Consider the following 17786-nt stretch of genomic DNA (forward strand, 5'->3'; position numbering starts at 1 on the left):
TTGCTAAGCCCACGGGACCGGTTTAATAACCGGTCCTGTATTAAAAATTTTAGTAAAATTAAAAATAATCACATTTTATCTGCATATCAAGGATTGATTCCCCCGCAACAATTACCTTGCCGCAGCAACCTTGCTGCCATTCTTTGTACAACCCAAATAAGGAGTGATAAAGGGTGGATTACGTAATAGAAATGCTTCATATTCGCAAAGAGTTCCCCGGAATTGTTGCGAACGATGACATCACCCTCCAGTTGAAAAAGGGAGAAATCCATGCACTGCTTGGAGAAAACGGTGCCGGGAAGTCGACATTAATGAATGTGCTTTTCGGTCTTTACCAGCCTGAAAAAGGCGAAATTCGTGTGAACGGAAAAAAAGTGGAAATCACTGACCCGAATGTGGCCAATGACCTTGGGATCGGGATGGTGCACCAGCATTTTATGCTCATTGACAAGTTTTCGGTTACCGAAAATATTATCCTCGGTAAAGAACCGAGAAAAAAAGGCGTAATTGACATCAAAAAAGCAGAACAGCAAGTGCGGGAAATTTCAGACCGTTACGGGCTGAAAGTGGATCCCCGTGCAAAAATATCCGATATATCCGTCGGCATGCAGCAACGCGTAGAAATTTTAAAAACGCTGTACCGAGGCGCCGATATTATTATCTTTGATGAACCGACGGCCGTGTTGACGCCGCAGGAAATCCGTGAATTGATCGGGATCATGAAGACGTTGATCAAAGAAGGGAAATCCATTATTTTAATTACCCATAAATTGAAAGAGATCATGGAAGTATGCGACCGCGTCACGGTGATCCGCAAAGGGAAAGGAATTGCCACATTAAATGTAAAAGATACGAATCCCCAGGAGCTGGCGCATTTAATGGTCGGACGTGATGTTATTTTTACGACAGAGAAAACAGAAGGCCATCCGAAACAAGCTGTGTTAGAGATTGAAAATTTGCATGTGAAAGATTCGCGCGGCGTTGAAGCTGTAAAAGGTTTAAACCTGCAGGTAAGAGCCGGTGAAATTGTCGGCATTGCGGGTGTCGACGGAAACGGGCAATCGGAGCTCATTGAAGCAATCACAGGCCTGAAGAAAGCGGAAAGCGGCGTGATCCGGCTGAACGGCAAGGATATTACAAATTTACGGCCACGGAAAGTAACAGAAGCCGGCGTCGGCCACATTCCTGAAGACAGGCATAAATACGGGCTTGTCCTCGACTTTACAATCGGGGAAAACATGGTGCTGCAAACGTATTACAAAATGCCGGTATCAAATAAAGGGATTTTAAATTATAAAGAAATTTACAAAAAAGCGAAGTCCATTATTTCTGAATTTGATGTACGGACACCGAGTGAATATACAAAAGTCCGGGCCCTTTCAGGCGGGAACCAGCAGAAAGCTATCATCGGACGTGAAATTGACCGTGACCCGGATCTTTTGATTGCGGCCCAGCCGACTCGCGGGCTGGATGTCGGGGCGATCGAGTTTATTCATAAACGGCTGGTCGAGCAGAGGGACCATGGAAAAGCCGTATTGCTTGTGTCGTTTGAACTGGATGAAATCATGAACCTTAGTGACCGGATTGCAGTGATATATGAAGGTGCCTTTATCGATATTGTGGATCCGAAGAAAACGACAGAACAGGAGTTGGGGCTCCTGATGGCGGGGCACAGAAAAGAAAAAGTAGGTGAACAATCCAATGTCTAACCGAACCCTGAACCTTCTTATACCTGTTATTTCTGTAATACTCGGCCTTCTTGCCGGGGCTCTCATTATGCTTGTCAGCGGCTATAACCCTGTGAACGGTTATATTGCGCTTTGGAACGGCGCTTTCGGCCAGGTCTTTTACATCGGGGAAACATTGAGGCTTGCAACCCCGTATATTTTTGCTGGTTTGGCGATTGCGTTTGCTTTCCGCACCGGGCTGTTTAATATCGGGGCCGAGGGCCAGCTGATTGTAGGGTGGATTGCCGCCGTCTGGGTAGGCATTGCTTTCGATCTGCCAAAAGCGATCCATCTGCCCCTTGCCATCCTTGCCGCTGCAGCCGCAGGCGCCTTATGGGGCTTCATCCCGGGGCTTTTAAAAGCGCGGCTCAGGGTCCATGAAGTCATCGTTACGATTATGATGAACTATATTGCGCTGTATAGTTCCAATTATTTAATCCGGAATGTGCTGTCAAAACAGCAGGATACAACGCCGCATATCCATCATTCGGCATCATTGGCATCACCGTTTTTCCAGAAAATCACGGATTATTCCACTCTACATAACGGCATCTATTTGGCTTTGCTGGCAGTAGTTGTAATGTGGTTTATCATCGAGAAAACAGCGCTTGGCTTTGAATTAAAATCTGTCGGGTTTAACCCAAACGCGTCCGAATATGCCGGTATGAATGTCGGCCGTAGCATCATCCTGTCAATGGTCATATCCGGAGCATTCGCCGGTCTGGGAGGCGCAATGGAGGGGCTTGGCAATTACGGTTTTGCCTTTTTGCAATCATCTTTTTCAGGAATTGGTTTTGACGGAATTGCCGTGGCGCTGCTCGGCGGAAATACGGCACTCGGTGTTTTGATTGCGGCCGTTTTATTCGGCGCATTGAAGGTGGGGTCGCTGAATATGCCGATTGATGCAGGCGTACCGAATGAACTCGTTAATATTGTCATTGCCCTGATCATTCTCTTTGTTGCATCCGGCTATATGATCAAATGGATACTGACCCGGCTGAAAAAGGAGGCGAAATAAGTGGATTTTTTAACAGCATTGGAAATTATCATATCAGCATCTTTACTCTCTGCGGCACCACTTATTTTCACCGCTTTAGGGGGCGTTTTTTCCGAACGCTCCGGCGTTGTGAATATCGGTTTGGAAGGTTTAATGATTATGGGGGCCTTTACCTCGATTGTGTTTAACTTGACGTTTGCAAAAACATTCGGGGCATGGACGCCGTGGCTTGCGTTGCTTGCTGCGATGGCCATCGGCGGTTTATTCGCGCTTATCCATGCCGTAGCATCCATTTCTTTTCGTGCGGATCAGACTGTCAGCGGCGTTGCCATTAATTTTTTGGCGCTCGGACTGGCGATGTTTCTGATTAAAAAAATATACGGAAAGGGTCAGACGGATACGATCCGAGAATATTTCCGCCAGGTCGACATTCCTGGTCTGAACCATATTCCGCTGATCGGCAAGCTGTTTTTCCAAGGTGTCACCTATCCTTCGTATATCGCTATTCTCGTCGCCTTTGCGGTATGGTTTATTATTTACAAAACGCCGTTCGGCCTGCGCCTCCGTTCAGTCGGGGAACATCCAATGGCCGCCGATACGATGGGGATTAATGTCACCAAAATGCGTTATCTGGCCGTCTTTTTATCCGGTGTATTCGGCGGGATCGGCGGCGCGGTATATGCGCAGTCGATCACATTAAATTTTAGTTCATCCACGATCTCCGGACAGGGCTATATGGCGCTCGCTGCTATGATTTTTGGAAAATGGAATCCGCTTGGCGCGATGGGTGCAGCTTTGTTTTTCGGCTTTGCGCAGAGTCTCAGCATTATCGGTTCCAATATTCCTTACTTGAAAGAAATACCAAGTGTTTTCCTGCTTATTGCCCCTTATGTGCTTACAATCCTGGCGTTGGCCGGATTTATCGGGCGTGCCGAAGCTCCGAAAGCGGACGGCGTCCCGTATATCAAGGGGGAGCGTTAGTGCTTCAAAACCGGCAACCGTTGCGGCAAAAGTTTTGCCGTAACGGTTGCCGATTTTTTATACGCGAAAAAGCTTGCCGGGACGGGCACGGTACCTGTATAGTAAAATTAATGCCACTTGCGGGTAAGAGATGGCTGGCAAAAGGGCATACTTTTATCACGGATTAAATACAGGCTGCCTGCTGAAGGAGGATCAATATGGCCATTGCAAAAGAGACGATTCGAAAAATGAAAGGGTACACATTACATACGATTAAAACGGACAAATACAAAACGAATACGCTTGTATGGAAAATGAAAGCGCCGCTTGATAAGGACACGGTAACATTGCGCGCCCTGCTTCTGAATGTCCTGCAGAGCAGCACAAAGCGGTATGATACGACAGCAAAGCTAAGAACATATCTCGACGAATTGTACGGTGCGAGTTTTTATGTCGATACAGCGAAAAAAGGCGAATATCATATTATCTCTTTCACAGTTGAAATCGCAAATGAAAAATTTCTGCACAATGCTGAACCGCTGTTGCAAAAGGGCATCCAGTTTCTGGCGGAAGTGCTGCTGAATCCGAATGCGGACGGCGGCCAGTTTGACCAGGCCGTGGTGGAAAAGGAGAAACGGGTGCTGAAACAGAGGCTGCAGGCAGTTTATGATGATAAAATGCGGTATGCGAACATGCGGCTCATTGAAGAAATGTGCAAGGGCGAACCGTTTGCCCTGCAGGCTAACGGCATTATTGATGAAGTGGACGCCATTACGCCTGAGTCGCTGTTTGCTTATTACCAACGAGCGATACAGGAAGATGAAATGGATTTATTTGTAACAGGCGATGTCGATGAAGGCCGCCTAGCCGCTTTTTGCGAAGCGCTCATCTTCCCGGACCGCGAAGCCACAACCGCTGCGGCAAGGACGCTGAGAAAAGTAGCTGAAGTCCGGAAAATAAAAGAATCCCAGGACATCCGCCAAGGGAAACTGAACATCGGCTACCGCACCAATATTGTGTTTGGCAACAGGGATTATTTCGCGATGCAAATGTTTAACGGCATATTCGGCGGTTTTTCCCATTCCAAGCTTTTCTTAAACGTCCGCGAAAAAGCTAGCCTTTGTTATTATGTGTCCAGCCAGATCGAGAGCCATAAAGGGTTAATGATGGTCATGAGCGGGATTGAATCCGTCAATTATGAAAAGGCGGTTTCCATTATTGAAAAGCAAATGGAAGCAATGAAAAACGGCGATTTCAGCGTACAGGAAATGGAACAGACTAAAGCCGTCATCCGTAATCAGCTGCTTGAGGCGACAGATACATCCCGCGGGCTCGTTGAAATTTTGTATCATAATGTCATTGCCAAAAAACAGATCGGCGTAGATGACTGGATCCGGGAAATTGAAGCGGTTGAAAAAGGGGAAATTGTAAAAGTGGCGGCGAAGATCGAATTGGATACAATTTACTTCTTATCCGGATCGGAGGGGAAATAATGGATACACAACGTTTTAGCCAGCTCGATGAAACACTCTATTTTGAAACGCTCGACAACGGTTTGAAAGTATATATCCTGCCTAAGCAGGGTTTCAATAAAACGTTTGTTACGTTTACGACAAAATACGGTTCTGTTGACAACGAATTCGTCCCGTTGGGGAAAAACGAGTTTGTGCGGGTGCCGGACGGGATTGCCCATTTTCTCGAGCATAAAATGTTTGAAAAGGAAGATGGCGATGTATTCCAGCAGTTCAGCAGGCAGGGTGCTTCAGCCAATGCATTCACGAGTTTTAACCGTACCGCTTATTTATTTTCCAGTACCGATCAAGTTATGAAAAATCTGGAAACTTTAGTTGATATGGTGCAAACCCCGTATTTTACAGAGCAGATGGTTGAAAAAGAAAAAGGGATTATCGGGCAGGAAATTATGATGTACAACGATAATCCGGATTGGCGGCTTTATTACGGAGTGATTGAAAATTTGTACAAAAACCATCCGGTGAAAATCGATATCGCGGGGACGGTCGAATCCATTGCAAAAATTACGGCCGAACAGTTATATGAATGCTACCGCACATTCTACCACCCGAGCAATATGCTGCTGTTAGCGGTCGGAAATGTTTCTCCTGAAGAAGTGATTTCTTTTCTCAAAAAAAACCAGGAGAAGAAAAAATATGAAAAAGTGCCTGAAATTAAAAGGCGTTTTCCGGAAGAGCCGATTGAAGCAGCCAAAAAAGAGCAGAAAATGCATATGAATGTGCAAATCCCGAAATGCCTTGTAGGGATGAAGGCGCTCCACACCAGCCAAAGCGGCACTGAGATGCTAAAAAACGAACTTACAGTAAATTTAATGCTCGATATGCTGTTTGGCCGCAGTTCGGAAGCGTACAGCGGGTTGTACAACGACGGCCTGATCGACACGAGTTTTTCTTTTGATTATTCCCAGGAACAGGGGTTTGGATTTGCAATGGCCGGCGGAGATACGGAAAATCCCGATCTTTTGGCGGAACGGCTGCATGATGTGATGTTTGCGGCAAAAGAAGGAAAAGTCCTGACGGAAGAAGGGCTTGAAAGGACGAAAAAGAAAAAAATCGGGGCGTTTCTGCGACAGTTGAACTCACCTGAATTTATTGCAAACCAATTTACAAGATATGCTTTTAACGGCATGAATTTATTTGATGTTGTTCCTGTTCTTGAGCAAATCCAATTCAACGATTTGCGGAAAACGGCGGAACAATTTTTTGGCGAAGACCGGTTTACGGTTTGCCAAGTATTGCCGAAATAACTACAAACCCGGGGAATGCCCGGGTTTTTCAATGGGGGAAAATAAAGAATGAAGAAATTTGCTTTAATTACCGGCGCAAGCGGAGGAATTGGAAAAGCGGTTGCAAAAATGCTTGCAGAAGAAGGCTGGAATCTTTATTTGCATTACCATCAAAATCAGGAAGCGGTAAAAGAACTGTTGGACATTTGCGCCGCGCGGGGTGTTGAAGCGATTCCGATCCGCGCCGATCTTGCTGTAGACGGCGGCGTGCAAACGATAGTGGATAATATTTTCCACCTCGATGCGATTGTATATGCGAGCGGCACGTCCCAATACGGTTTATTAACGGATATGGAAGAAAACGCAATTGATGAACAATATCGTATTCACGTGAAATCGCCGCTGCTTTTGTCAAAATTGCTGCTTCCGAAACTGATGCAGAATGAAACTTCGCACATCATCCTTGTCAGTTCGATATGGGGGCAGACGGGGGCTGCGTGTGAATCCGTCTATTCTGCAATGAAAGGTGCGCAAATTGCTTTTGCCAAAGCGCTGGCCAAAGAAACGGCAAGAAGCGGCGTGCGCGTCAATGCTGTTGCACCCGGCGCAGTCGATACGAATATGCTCAGGCTATTTTCGGAAGAAGAAATTGCCGGCGTAGAGGAAGAAATTCCTCTCGGCCGCCTCGCCAAACCGGCAGAAATCGCCCAAACGATCTCCTTCCTTCTCTCCGATAAAGCTGCCTACATTACAGGGCAAACGATTGCTGTAAACGGGGGCTGGTATATATAAAAATTCGGGCGGCTGATATTTCCATGCATAGCCTCCGCGCCAGGTCGCAAACTAATGCTGAACCATTTGAAAGGAGGATGCGCAATGAGTGTATTAGAAAACTGGGACCAATGGAAGAACTTTTTGGGGGACCGCCTTCACCAGGCACAGCAGCAAGGCATGTCCCAAGAAACGATCGGCAAGCTTGCGGAACAGGTCGGGGATTACCTTGCTGCGCAAGTGGAGCCGAAAAATGAGCAAGAACGTGTCCTGGCCGATCTCTGGTCGGTAGCATCACAGGAAGAGCAACAAGCGATTGCCAATGTCATGGTCAAACTCGTCCAAAATGACGAATCCCAATCATAAAAAAGGTGCCGGTGCCATATCAAAACAATTTACGGCTTTTCTCCAAAGCCGTAAATTGTTTAGATGCCGCCGGTTTTTTTTGCAGGATTTGCACGCACCTCGACAAAATTCATGTTTTTTTGTGATTTTTGGAGCTATCACTTTCTTATTGATATAAAATCATATATCATATAACCTAGATATAGTTAGTGAGTATCCGGTTGCGGGAGGGGTCCAGGTGGAGGACAGGAAAGAATGGTATTTGGAATATGAAATTAAAATCAACCGCCCGGGGCTTCTTGGCGATATATCTTCTCTCTTGGGTATGTTGGCGATTAACATCAAAAGCATTAATGGCGTTGACGATAGAAAGCGCGGCCTGCTTCTTCTTGTAAAAAATGAGGAACAGGTCGGCCGCCTCGAATCGATCTTGCAAACAGTGGAAACGATAAAAGTAACGAAAATCAGGGAATCCAAACTTCGGGACAGGCTTGCAGTGCGCCATGGCAGGTATATTCAGCGGGACCACGACGACAGGAAAACATTCCGGTTTGTGCGTGATGATCTCGGTATCCTTGTTGATTTTATGGCTGAGCATTTTAAACAAGAAGGCCATAAACTGATCGGAATCCGCGGCATGCCCCGCGTCGGAAAAACCGAGTCAATTGTGGCGGCAAGCGTGTGCGCTAATAAAAAATGGATTTTTCTTTCCTCCACGATGATCAAGCAGACAGTCAGAAGCAGCCTGATCGATGATGAATACAACGTCAATAATATATTTATTATGGATGGGATCGTATCCGCCGAAAGGGCAAACGAACAGCACTGGCAGCTCATTCGCGAAATTATGCGCCTGTCGGCTGTAAAAGTGGTGGAACACCCTGATATTTTTGTGCAGCACTCGGAATACTCATTGGACGATTTCGACTATATTATTGAGCTGAGAGAAGATCCGTCACAGGAGATTACATACGACATGCTGCAAAATAACCGGATGTTTCAAAGCGGATTTGGCGGATTTGATTACTAGATTGGCAGGTGTTACCATGACGGAATTAGGGAATCGTTTAAAGGAAGTAAGAAAAGAAAAGGGCATCAGCCTGGATGATCTGCAGGAGATGACCAAAATCCAAAAAAGGTATTTAAAAAATATCGAAGAAGGAAAATATGATTCAATGCCTGGAAAATTTTACGTCCGGGCATTTATTAAGCAGTATGCCGAGGCAGTCGGGCTTCAGCCGGAAGAGCTATTTGAGGAGTTTAAAAACGAAATTCCGAGCATCGAACATGAAGAATTTCCGGAGCAGATTACCCGTGTACAGACGAGAAAAACGGCGGCTCCGGATACGGTAAAATTGATGAACGTGCTGCCGAGGATCATTGTAGTCGTTGTGATTATCGGGATTTTGTTTTTGCTGTGGTTTATTGTTTCCAGTTTTGCTGGAAACAACAGCAAGGAAAAATTAAGCAGCGGCAATTCGGGCAATGTGAGCGTGCAGCAAGGTGATGTGAAATCTTCTGACAAGGCAACATCCGAAAACACCACAGGCACAAAAAATACGGCAAAAAGTACGAAAACAATTTCTACGGAAACGAAAAAAAATGCAAACCAGCAAACGGGGCAGAAATTGAAAGCTATTTCATCAAGCGGCTATACATCGACTTACAAGCTGAGCGGTACCGGTCAATTTAAGCTCGAGTTAAAAGCCAAAGGCGGGCAGTCGTGGATACAGGTGAAAAACAGCGACGGCTCAACCAATTTCCAAAAATTATTGAATGACGGCGACAGCCAGAATGCCGACCTCACGAAACAAAAACAAGTAACGATTACGATCGGAAATACCGTGAACACGGAAGTCTACATTAACGGCAAAAAATTAAAATACGATATTCCTGCTTCCAAAGAAGTACGCCAGGTTATTGTGATCCAGTTTCATGCAACACAAACGGAATAAGCTTATATAATGGGGGCTTTCTCTGCGGAAAATATATATATAGATCAGTTGGAGGAAAAGTTCAGTGAATTTGCCGAATAAAATTACTGTTTCTCGCGTATGTTTAATTCCTATTTTTTTAATGGTGATGGCGGTGCCTTTCCATTGGGGCACACTCGAATGGCTGGATACCAAAATCCCTGTCACCCATTTTGTCGGTGCGGTGATTTTTGCGGTTGCTTCGATGACGGATTGGATTGACGGACATTATGCGCGCAAAATGAATCTTGTCACGAATTTTGGCAAGTTTCTCGATCCGCTTGCCGATAAACTGCTTGTTTCCACGGCGTTTATTTTGCTTGTCGGCCTACAGCTTGCGCCGGCATGGATTGTGATTATTATCATCGCCCGCGAATTTGCCGTGACAGGCTTAAGGCTGATTCTGGCCGAGGGCGGTGAAGTTGTGGCAGCCAATATGCTTGGCAAAATTAAAACATGGACGCAGATTATTGCCATCCTTTTATTGCTTCTGCATAATTTCCCGTTTGCGGCGTTGTCCTTCCGCATGGATCTCGTTGCTTTGTGGGTGGCGCTTGTCTTTACAATCTGGTCCGGCATTGATTATTTTTATTTAAACCGGAAAGTATTCGCCCACTCAAAATGAACAATTCAGTGAAAGTCCGCCTTTCACTGTTTTTTTGCATATATTTTTGGATAAAGGAAAAGAGCACCTTTTTTTGCGCGGTTCCTGCCAGTTGGCTGCACGCTTATGACATTTAACAGCCACAAAGTTCCGAGGCGACAGGACTACATAATCTTTCTGCTGCTTATCAAAGGGAGGAATTGGAATGAATGCTGAGATTATTGCGGTCGGTTCAGAGCTGCTGCTTGGCCAGATCGTCAACACGAACGCGAAGTTTATTGCGGAGCATTTGGCAGAAATCGGGGTGGATGTCTACTACCAGACGGTTGTCGGCGATAATCCGGGGCGGCTTGAAGAGGCAATTAAAACCGCCGAGGCACGCGCCGATTTGCTCATTTTTACCGGCGGGCTGGGGCCGACAAAGGATGATTTGACGAAAGAAACGATCGCTTTCCATATCGGGAAAAAGCTCGTGACGGATGAAGTTGCGATGCGTTCCATTAAGCAATTCTTTGCCCGCACAAAACGGAACATGACCGAAAACAACAAAAAACAGGCGTTGGTTATTGAAGGGTCAAAAGTGCTTCCGAATGACCACGGGATGGCGCCCGGGATGTTCGCCAAACAAGGAAACCATTATTATATGCTTCTGCCGGGGCCGCCGCATGAAATGGAGCCGATGTTTATCAATTACGGCAGCCCGGCGATCCAGGAAGAACTTGAAACGATTGAAAGAATCGAGTCACGTGTGCTTCGTTTTTTCGGGATCGGAGAATCGCAGCTGGAAACAGAGGTACAGCACATCATTGACAGCCAATCGAACCCGACGGTCGCGCCGCTCGCATCGGAAGGGGAAGTGACGCTCAGGATTACGGCAAAACACGAATCAGCCGAAATCGCGAACAAAATGATCGATGAAAAAGAGAAAGAAATCCTGCAAATTGTCGGGCAATATTTTTACGGCTACAATGAAACGACACTAATGGAGGCACTGTTGAAAAAACTGTCCGAAAAACAGCTGACGCTCGCATGCGCGGAAAGCCTCACAGCCGGCATGTTTGAATCGGAAATGGCCGCCATTCAGGGAGTGAGCACAATGTTGAAAGGCGGCATTGTTGTTTATTCAAATGAAGCGAAAATGAAACTGGCAAATGTGAAGAAGGAAACGCTCGACCAATACGGCGCCGTAAGCAAAGAATGTGCGATAGAGCTGGCGGAAAATGTCCGCAGGCTGCTGAGCGCGGATATCGGAATCAGTTTTACCGGTGTAGCCGGCCCGGATTCGCTTGAAGGCCATCCCCCTGGCACGGTTTGGATCGGCATTACGGTCAAGGGAAAAGAAACCGGGGCCCATCTTTTGGAACTTGCCGGCTCCCGCAACAATGTCCGCCGCAGGACGGTGAAATACGGCTGTTACTATCTTTTGCAGATGCTGGGCAAATAATATCGGGTTTGCCCATAAAGGCCTCTTCCGCAAGGCAACCGGGTTTTTCACGGAAGAGGCTTTTTTAGCCATGTCGGCAAAATTTTAATTTTTGGCGGCTTTTTCTTTGAAAAATTCGATTTTCCGCAGGGGAAAAATGATTTTTTTTAAAGTTTTGGAGCAAAAAAATCACGAATGGACGTTCGATATTTTTCTTGGCAAACGGATAAAAAACGGGTATAGTATATGTATAGGTTCATTGCTTGCGAGAGTCCGTGATGAATAAAAAGGAGGAAATTTTGTGAATGATCGTCAACAAGCCTTAGACCAGGCTCTGAAACAAATAGAAAAACAATTCGGAAAAGGTTCCATCATGAGATTGGGCGAACAGACGGACAGGGCCGTATTCACGATCCCGAGCGGTTCTCTTGCGCTTGATATTGCACTGGGCGTCGGTGGTTATCCGCGCGGCCGCGTGATCGAAATTTACGGGCCTGAAAGTTCGGGTAAAACAACTGTTGCCCTCCATGCGATTGCGGAAGTTCAGGCAAGGGGCGGACAAGCCGCTTTTATCGATGCGGAACACGCGCTTGATCCGGTTTATGCCCAAAAGCTCGGCGTCAATATTGATGAACTACTCCTGTCCCAGCCGGATACGGGCGAACAGGCGTTGGAAATTGCCGAAGCGCTCGTCCGCAGCGGTGCTGTCGACATTATTGTGATTGACTCGGTTGCTGCACTCGTGCCAAAAGCGGAAATTGAAGGGGAAATGGGGGACTCCCATGTAGGCCTCCAGGCGCGCCTCATGTCCCAGGCTTTGCGCAAATTATCAGGCGTCATCAATAAATCCAACACCATCGCTATCTTCATCAACCAAATCCGCGAAAAAGTAGGCGTAATGTTCGGAAACCCGGAAACAACGCCGGGCGGCCGCGCGCTGAAATTTTACTCGTCCGTGCGCCTTGAAGTGCGCCGCGCCGAGCAAATCAAGCAGGGCAACGACATTGTCGGGAACAAAACGAAAATTAAAGTTGTTAAAAACAAAGTTGCGCCGCCGTTTAAAACAGCCGAAGTGGATATTATGTACGGGGAAGGCATATCAAAAGAAGGCGAAATCATTGATATGGGCAGCGAACTCGATATTATCCAAAAAAGCGGCGCTTGGTACTCGTATAATGATGAAAGGCTGGGCCAGGGCCGCGAAAATGCAAAACTCTTTTTAAAAGAGAATCCGGATCTGCGCAACGAGATTGCCATGAAAATCCGCGAGCACTACGGCCTGGCGGAAAACAGCCAGCCGGCCGCCGAAGAAAATACGGAAGAACAGGAAGAATTCCATTTGGAATAATACGCAAAAAAGAGCGCCTAAAATGCAGAACGCATTCCGGCGCTTTTTTTGCGGCTGTAGCCCACTTAGAAAAATTTACTAATTTATTCCATGTGCTCCACTTGACAATAAATATTCCCACCTTTAAAATTAATGTGTATATTTTATTTTCTAAAAATGACTTTCTCCTGCGCGAAAAGCTTACTCCGTTTCCGGACAGATTCCGGAAAGGGGTTCGGATATCTTACCGGATTGCCTTTTTGCGAACGGCTGGAAGAATCATTCCGCCGTGCGGCATTTAAACCGCACAGGGAGGAAACTCATGATTTGGTTTTAATGCATATACATCGGTGTGGGGATTTTCTCCGGGATGGACGTTTTACTTTTTAAGCTGAGCGTTGTATACTGTAAACCTTATGGATTAACGTAAAGCCGACATCTTTTAGCGTAGAAAAAGTTCATAGCAAGAGGAGGTGAGATTGATGGAGTCTCTCATATGGATCATCTCCCTTTTGCTTGTCCTTATCGTCGGTGTCGTTGTTGGCTATTTCATCCGAAGATCGATTTACGAAGCAAAGATCGCAGCGGCTAAAAATACGGCCGATCAAATTGTGGGTGACGCAAAACGTGAAGCCGACCGTCTGAAAAAAGAAGCCCTGCTTGAAGCGAAGGATGAAAATCATAAACTTCGTACAGATGTGGAACGGGAACTGCGCGAACGAAGAAATGAATTGCAAAGACAGGAAAATCGCTTATTGCAAAAGGAAGAGAACCTCGACCGCAAAGATGAATCGCTGGACAAGCGCGAATCGATGCTGGAAAAGAAAGAGGATTCTTTAAACCTGAGACAACAACATATTGAAGAGATGGAAAGCAAATTGGAGGAGATGGTTAAAAAGCAGGAGTCTGAACTGGAAAGAATCTCGGGCCTGAACCGCGAGCAGGCAAAAGCCATCATCATCGAAAAACTGGAGAAGGAGCTTTCGCATGATTTGGCCTTAATGGTAAAAGAAGCTGAAACGCGGGCGAAGGAAGAAGCCGACAAAAAGGCAAAAAATATCCTTTCATTGGCAATCCAAAGATGCGCAGCCGAGCATGTTGCCGAAACGACGGTATCGGTTGTCAATCTGCCGAACGATGAAATGAAGGGGCGCATTATTGGAAGGGAAGGGCGCAATATCCGGACGTTGGAAACATTGACAGGTATTGACCTGATTATCGATGATACGCCGGAAGCGGTTATTCTTTCGGGATTCGATCCGGTGCGCCGGGAAACGGCACGCATTGCACTGGAAAAACTGGTTCAAGACGGCCGCATCCATCCGGCCCGCATTGAAGAAATGGTTGAAAAAGCAAGGCGCGAGGTGGATGAACATATACGCGAAGTTGGTGAACAAACCACTTTTGAAGTCGGTGTCCACGGTCTTCATCCTGATTTAATCAAAATACTGGGCCGGTTGAAATTCCGTACCAGCTACGGGCAAAACGTCCTGAAACACTCGATTGAGGTGGCGTTCCTTTCCGGTTTGCTGGCAGCCGAACTCGGAGAAGACGAAATGCTTGCCCGCCGTGCCGGTCTGCTCCATGATATCGGCAAAGCAGTCGATCATGAAGTGGAAGGGAGTCATGTAGAAATCGGCGTGGAATTGGCAACCAAATATAAAGAACACCCGGTTGTCATCAATAGTATTGCTTCCCACCACGGCGATACAGAACCAACGTCGGTCATTGCCGTGCTCGTTGCAGCGGCCGATGCGTTGTCGGCGGCACGGCCGGGGGCGCGCAGTGAAACGCTCGAACATTACATCCGGCGCCTCGAAAAGCTGGAGGAAATTGCCGAGTCGTATGAAGGCGTTGAAAAATCTTTTGCCATCCAGGCGGGGAGAGAAGTCCGGATCATGGTGAAACCGGAACAGATCGACGACTTGGAAGCCCATCGTCTTGCGCGTGATATCCGCAAAAAAATCGAAAATGAGCTGGATTATCCCGGCCATATTAAGGTAACGGTCATTCGGGAAACGCGGGCTGTTGAATATGCAAAATAAGCGGTGACGTGCTCACCGCTTATTTTTTTAAATCTGTAATTATTTACCATTGATGATCACAAATTACGGGGCTCCTGCGGAAAACGAGGGCTGAGCGAAATCACCGGGGCCAGCCGGATTTCCTGATCATCGGACATGCTTAACATCTAAAAGATGAAATCCACTTACACAGCAAAGAAAGGGATATACATGAAGATTTTATTTATAGGGGATGTTGTCGGGTCTCCGGGACGCGATATGGTCAATGAGTATTTGCAAAAATTAAAAGCGAAATACAAGCCGCAGCTGACCATTGTAAACGGTGAAAATGCAGCCGGAGGGCGGGGAATCACCCAAAAAATTTACCGTGGGCTGCTGGAAGCCGGGGCGGATGCCGTTACGCTCGGCAATCATGCCTGGGACAATAAAGAAATTTTTGAATTTATCGAGGATGCCAAATGGATGGTGCGCCCGGCGAATTTTCCGGACGGGACACCAGGTAAAGGCTTGGTGTTTGTCAAAGCGGAAGGGGCCGAATTTGCCATTTTGAATTTGCAGGGAAGAACGTTTATGAATGCGATTGATGACCCGTTCCGGAAAGCGGAAGAACTCGTTTCGATGGTTAGAAAAAGGACCCATTTCATTTTTGTTGATTTCCATGCTGAGACGACTAGCGAAAAGCAGGCAATGGGCTGGCATTTGGACGGAAAAGTTTCCGCTGTTGTCGGTACGCATACGCATGTCCAAACGGCAGATGCCAGAATATTGCCGAACGGCACGGCTTATATGACGGATGTCGGCATGACGGGGCCTTATGACGCGATCCTCGGCATGGATAAAGATGCAGTGCTAAAGAAATTTCTGACTTCGCTGCCGGTCCGTTTTGAAGTAGCGAAATCTGGAAGAAAAATATTGAGCGCTTGTGTCATTGAACTCGATAAAAAAACCGGTAAAGCAGTTTCTATCAAAAATATTTTAATCAATGAAGACCACCCATTTATTTCAGAATAAGCGGGTTTTTTTGCAACATCTATTTAGGCGTGGAATTTGCGTAATCTTCCATTTGAAAAACCACGGTGTACTTGTATTTACTTGCATAACTCCCGTAGACGGGGAATATAGTAGCAGTGGAATGATTTTCCCTGCTGTGCGGGCGGCATCTCCCCCGGGAAGAACTTGAGCAAGAGACGTTCATTTGCCCGCACGGATCCATAGGAAAATCAGCAACCTAACATGACGGGGACGGTTCTGCTGCACTTTTAGCGCAGCACCCCGTTTACAGCGAGTGCATTTCAACTGAAATGGCCATCGGGCAAGCAGAAAAACTTTGCGTTTGGGCATGAATTGTCACTCTGAACGGACATTCGGTTAACGGAAGTAAACAAGGAGGAGAAGGAATGGAAATATTAAAAGTTTCAGCAAAATCTAATCCTAATTCTGTAGCTGGTGCTCTTGCCGGTGTTCTTCGTGAAAGAGGGGGAGCGGAAATCCAGGCAATCGGGGCAGGCGCCATCAATCAGGCCGTGAAAGCGGTCGCGATCGCAAGAGGATTTGTGGCTCCGAGCGGCGTGGATTTAATCTGCATACCTGCTTTCACGGACATTCAGATTGAAGGGGAAGAAAGAACTGCAATTAAACTAATCGTTGAACCCCGCTGATATAGATGGAAGAGTACGCTGTTTGCAGCTGCAGGCAGCGATTTTTTTATGATTCTGCGGGATAAACGGTCAGGAAGCGGGGGAAGCAAAAGCGGGCCTTTCGTTCCTTTTCACAGCCAAAGTAATGCAAACGATATTGCAGTATTTTCGGCGGCCCGGCAAGATTGCGGAAAATGTCATAACTTGTCACCAAAATCATACTGGAAACATGGTAAAGTATAATTGCGGCGCTATGTTTTTTGCGCTATTTTTATGTACATAGAGGACAGCCTGGAAAACGGGCGCTAAAACGGAGGGATAAAGTTGATTAATATCATTGCGACCGCTGAATCAGTCGAACAGGCTGAAGCGCTGATCAATGCGGGGATTGATACCCTCTACATCGGGGGAAACCGTTTCGGGCTGCGCATGCCCGGAGCATTAATGAATGAAGATATCCGTAAGATCGCAGAACTTGCGCATGAATACAATAGAAAAGTAGTTGCAGCCGTAAACGGGCTGATGCATAATGATCACATTGAAGAGCTCCCAAAATACTTGGCATTTCTTGAAAATGCGTGCGTGGACGCTATCATTGCCGGAGATCCGGGCGTCATTATGCTGTTAAAGGAGTTAGAGCTTAACCTCCCGTATATTTATGATGCGCAGACACTCGTCACATCTGCAAACCAAATCAGGTTTTGGTTGGAGCGCGGGGCAATAGGCGCAGTTGCGGCAAGAGAATGTACGTTTATTGAATTAAAAGAAATCCAGTCGCAACTGGATAAACCAGTGGAAGTGCAGGTGTACGGGCCGACATGCATCCATCACTCGAAACGGAGACTGCTGACGAATTACTATCAATTTACGCATCTCTATGCCGCAACGTCCCGGGAAGCAGGCCTAAACATCCGGGAAATGAAAGACCCGGAATACCAGTATCCGATCTATCAGGATGAAAACGGGACCCATATTTTTTCAGCAGAGGATATTGCGCTGATCGCCTATTTGCCTGAACTGCATAACGCGGGTCTTGATACGTGGAAGCTTGACGGGATATTAACCTGCGGGCAGCAATTTGTAGATATAGCCGCACTTTATGTCCGGGCAAAAGAAGCGCTGCTTTCCGGCATGTTTGATGCGGCCCGATTTTCAGCAGAACTTTCGGATCTGCAACCGAAAACACGGAAACTTGGCACCGGGTTTTTCTTAAGAAAGCCGGATGAAGTACAGTAAGGAG

General features: G+C 46.7%; 16 protein-coding genes. All 16 read left to right on the forward strand.

Annotated elements, in window-relative coordinates:
• The first annotated feature begins 173 nt into the window (after positions 1–173).
• The 16 genes from BpJC4_RS00765 (at position 174) to BpJC4_RS00840 (ending at position 17782) form a co-directional block, all read left to right on the forward strand.
• Positions 174–1709: an ABC transporter ATP-binding protein gene (locus BpJC4_RS00765; protein ID WP_151679190.1), complete on the forward strand. Its 1536-nt coding sequence runs from the start codon at positions 174–176 to the stop codon at positions 1707–1709.
• Positions 1702–2745: an ABC transporter permease gene (locus BpJC4_RS00770; RefSeq protein WP_151679191.1), complete on the forward strand. Its 1044-nt coding sequence runs from the start codon at positions 1702–1704 to the stop codon at positions 2743–2745. Before BpJC4_RS00765 ends, BpJC4_RS00770 begins: the two co-directional genes overlap by 8 nt.
• On the forward strand, positions 2746–3705 hold the full coding sequence (locus BpJC4_RS00775; protein ID WP_151697418.1) for an ABC transporter permease: 960 nt from the start codon (positions 2746–2748) through the stop codon (positions 3703–3705).
• A gap of 197 nt (positions 3706–3902) precedes the next feature.
• On the forward strand, positions 3903–5177 hold the full coding sequence (yfmF, locus tag BpJC4_RS00780; protein WP_151679193.1) for an EF-P 5-aminopentanol modification-associated protein YfmF: 1275 nt from the start codon (positions 3903–3905) through the stop codon (positions 5175–5177).
• Positions 5177–6463 (forward strand): EF-P 5-aminopentanol modification-associated protein YfmH, encoded by a 1287-nt coding sequence (yfmH, locus tag BpJC4_RS00785; RefSeq protein ID WP_151679194.1) that lies wholly within the window; start codon positions 5177–5179, stop codon positions 6461–6463. The genes yfmF and yfmH overlap by 1 nt, the downstream gene beginning before the upstream one ends.
• Before the next feature lie 48 nt (positions 6464–6511).
• Positions 6512–7234, forward strand: a complete 723-nt coding sequence (ymfI, locus tag BpJC4_RS00790; protein WP_151697419.1) for an elongation factor P 5-aminopentanone reductase — start codon at positions 6512–6514, stop codon at positions 7232–7234.
• Between the two features lie 84 nt (positions 7235–7318).
• Positions 7319–7579 carry a DUF3243 domain-containing protein gene (locus BpJC4_RS00795; protein WP_151679196.1) on the forward strand — a complete coding sequence of 87 codons (261 nt, stop codon included), beginning with the start codon at positions 7319–7321 and terminating at the stop codon, positions 7577–7579.
• 217 nt (positions 7580–7796) lie between these two features.
• On the forward strand, positions 7797–8588 hold the full coding sequence (locus tag BpJC4_RS00800; protein WP_151697420.1) for a DUF3388 domain-containing protein: 792 nt from the start codon (positions 7797–7799) through the stop codon (positions 8586–8588).
• A 16-nt stretch (positions 8589–8604) separates the two neighbouring features.
• Positions 8605–9513, forward strand: a complete 909-nt coding sequence (locus BpJC4_RS00805) for a helix-turn-helix domain-containing protein (RefSeq protein WP_151697421.1) — start codon at positions 8605–8607, stop codon at positions 9511–9513.
• A gap of 64 nt (positions 9514–9577) precedes the next feature.
• Entirely contained in the window at positions 9578–10156 is a 579-nt protein-coding gene (gene pgsA / locus BpJC4_RS00810) for a CDP-diacylglycerol--glycerol-3-phosphate 3-phosphatidyltransferase (protein ID WP_151679199.1), read from the forward strand.
• Between the two features lie 184 nt (positions 10157–10340).
• Positions 10341–11579, forward strand: coding sequence for a competence/damage-inducible protein A (locus tag BpJC4_RS00815; RefSeq protein ID WP_151679200.1), 1239 nt, complete (start codon positions 10341–10343; stop codon positions 11577–11579).
• Positions 11580–11859: 280 nt separating this feature from the next.
• Positions 11860–12906, forward strand: coding sequence for a recombinase RecA (gene recA, locus BpJC4_RS00820; protein WP_151679201.1), 1047 nt, complete (start codon positions 11860–11862; stop codon positions 12904–12906).
• Between the two features lie 461 nt (positions 12907–13367).
• The gene (gene rny, locus BpJC4_RS00825; protein ID WP_151679202.1) at positions 13368–14930 is read left to right on the forward strand and encodes a ribonuclease Y; all 1563 of its coding nucleotides are present in this window, start codon (positions 13368–13370) and stop codon (positions 14928–14930) included.
• 189 nt (positions 14931–15119) lie between these two features.
• On the forward strand, positions 15120–15920 hold the full coding sequence (locus tag BpJC4_RS00830) for a TIGR00282 family metallophosphoesterase (protein ID WP_151679203.1): 801 nt from the start codon (positions 15120–15122) through the stop codon (positions 15918–15920).
• Between the two features lie 386 nt (positions 15921–16306).
• Positions 16307–16567 carry a stage V sporulation protein SpoVS gene (gene spoVS, locus BpJC4_RS00835; protein ID WP_013859169.1) on the forward strand — a complete coding sequence of 87 codons (261 nt, stop codon included), beginning with the start codon at positions 16307–16309 and terminating at the stop codon, positions 16565–16567.
• A 306-nt stretch (positions 16568–16873) separates the two neighbouring features.
• Positions 16874–17782 carry a peptidase U32 family protein gene (locus tag BpJC4_RS00840; protein WP_253724274.1) on the forward strand — a complete coding sequence of 303 codons (909 nt, stop codon included), beginning with the start codon at positions 16874–16876 and terminating at the stop codon, positions 17780–17782.
• Positions 17783–17786 lie beyond the last annotated feature (4 nt).

This window comes from Weizmannia acidilactici (assembly GCF_008974185.1).
Classification (GTDB): Bacteria; Bacillota; Bacilli; order Bacillales; family Bacillaceae_C; genus Weizmannia; species Weizmannia acidilactici.

Excerpts from the sequence above, each read along its gene's own strand:
- BpJC4_RS00815 (WP_151679200.1), top strand. The coding sequence starts at position 10,341 with ATGAATGCTGAGATTATTGCGGTCGGTTCAGAGCTGCTGCTTGGCCAG.
- BpJC4_RS00830 (WP_151679203.1), top strand. The coding sequence starts at position 15,120 with ATGAAGATTTTATTTATAGGGGATGTTGTCGGGTCTCCGGGACGCGAT.
- rny (WP_151679202.1), top strand. The coding sequence starts at position 13,368 with ATGGAGTCTCTCATATGGATCATCTCCCTTTTGCTTGTCCTTATCGTC.
- ymfI (WP_151697419.1), top strand. The coding sequence starts at position 6,512 with ATGAAGAAATTTGCTTTAATTACCGGCGCAAGCGGAGGAATTGGAAAA.
- BpJC4_RS00770 (WP_151679191.1), top strand. The coding sequence starts at position 1,702 with ATGTCTAACCGAACCCTGAACCTTCTTATACCTGTTATTTCTGTAATA.
- BpJC4_RS00795 (WP_151679196.1), top strand. The coding sequence starts at position 7,319 with ATGAGTGTATTAGAAAACTGGGACCAATGGAAGAACTTTTTGGGGGAC.
- yfmH (WP_151679194.1), top strand. The coding sequence starts at position 5,177 with ATGGATACACAACGTTTTAGCCAGCTCGATGAAACACTCTATTTTGAA.
- yfmF (WP_151679193.1), top strand. The coding sequence starts at position 3,903 with ATGGCCATTGCAAAAGAGACGATTCGAAAAATGAAAGGGTACACATTA.
- BpJC4_RS00805 (WP_151697421.1), top strand. The coding sequence starts at position 8,605 with ATGACGGAATTAGGGAATCGTTTAAAGGAAGTAAGAAAAGAAAAGGGC.
- spoVS (WP_013859169.1), top strand. The coding sequence starts at position 16,307 with ATGGAAATATTAAAAGTTTCAGCAAAATCTAATCCTAATTCTGTAGCT.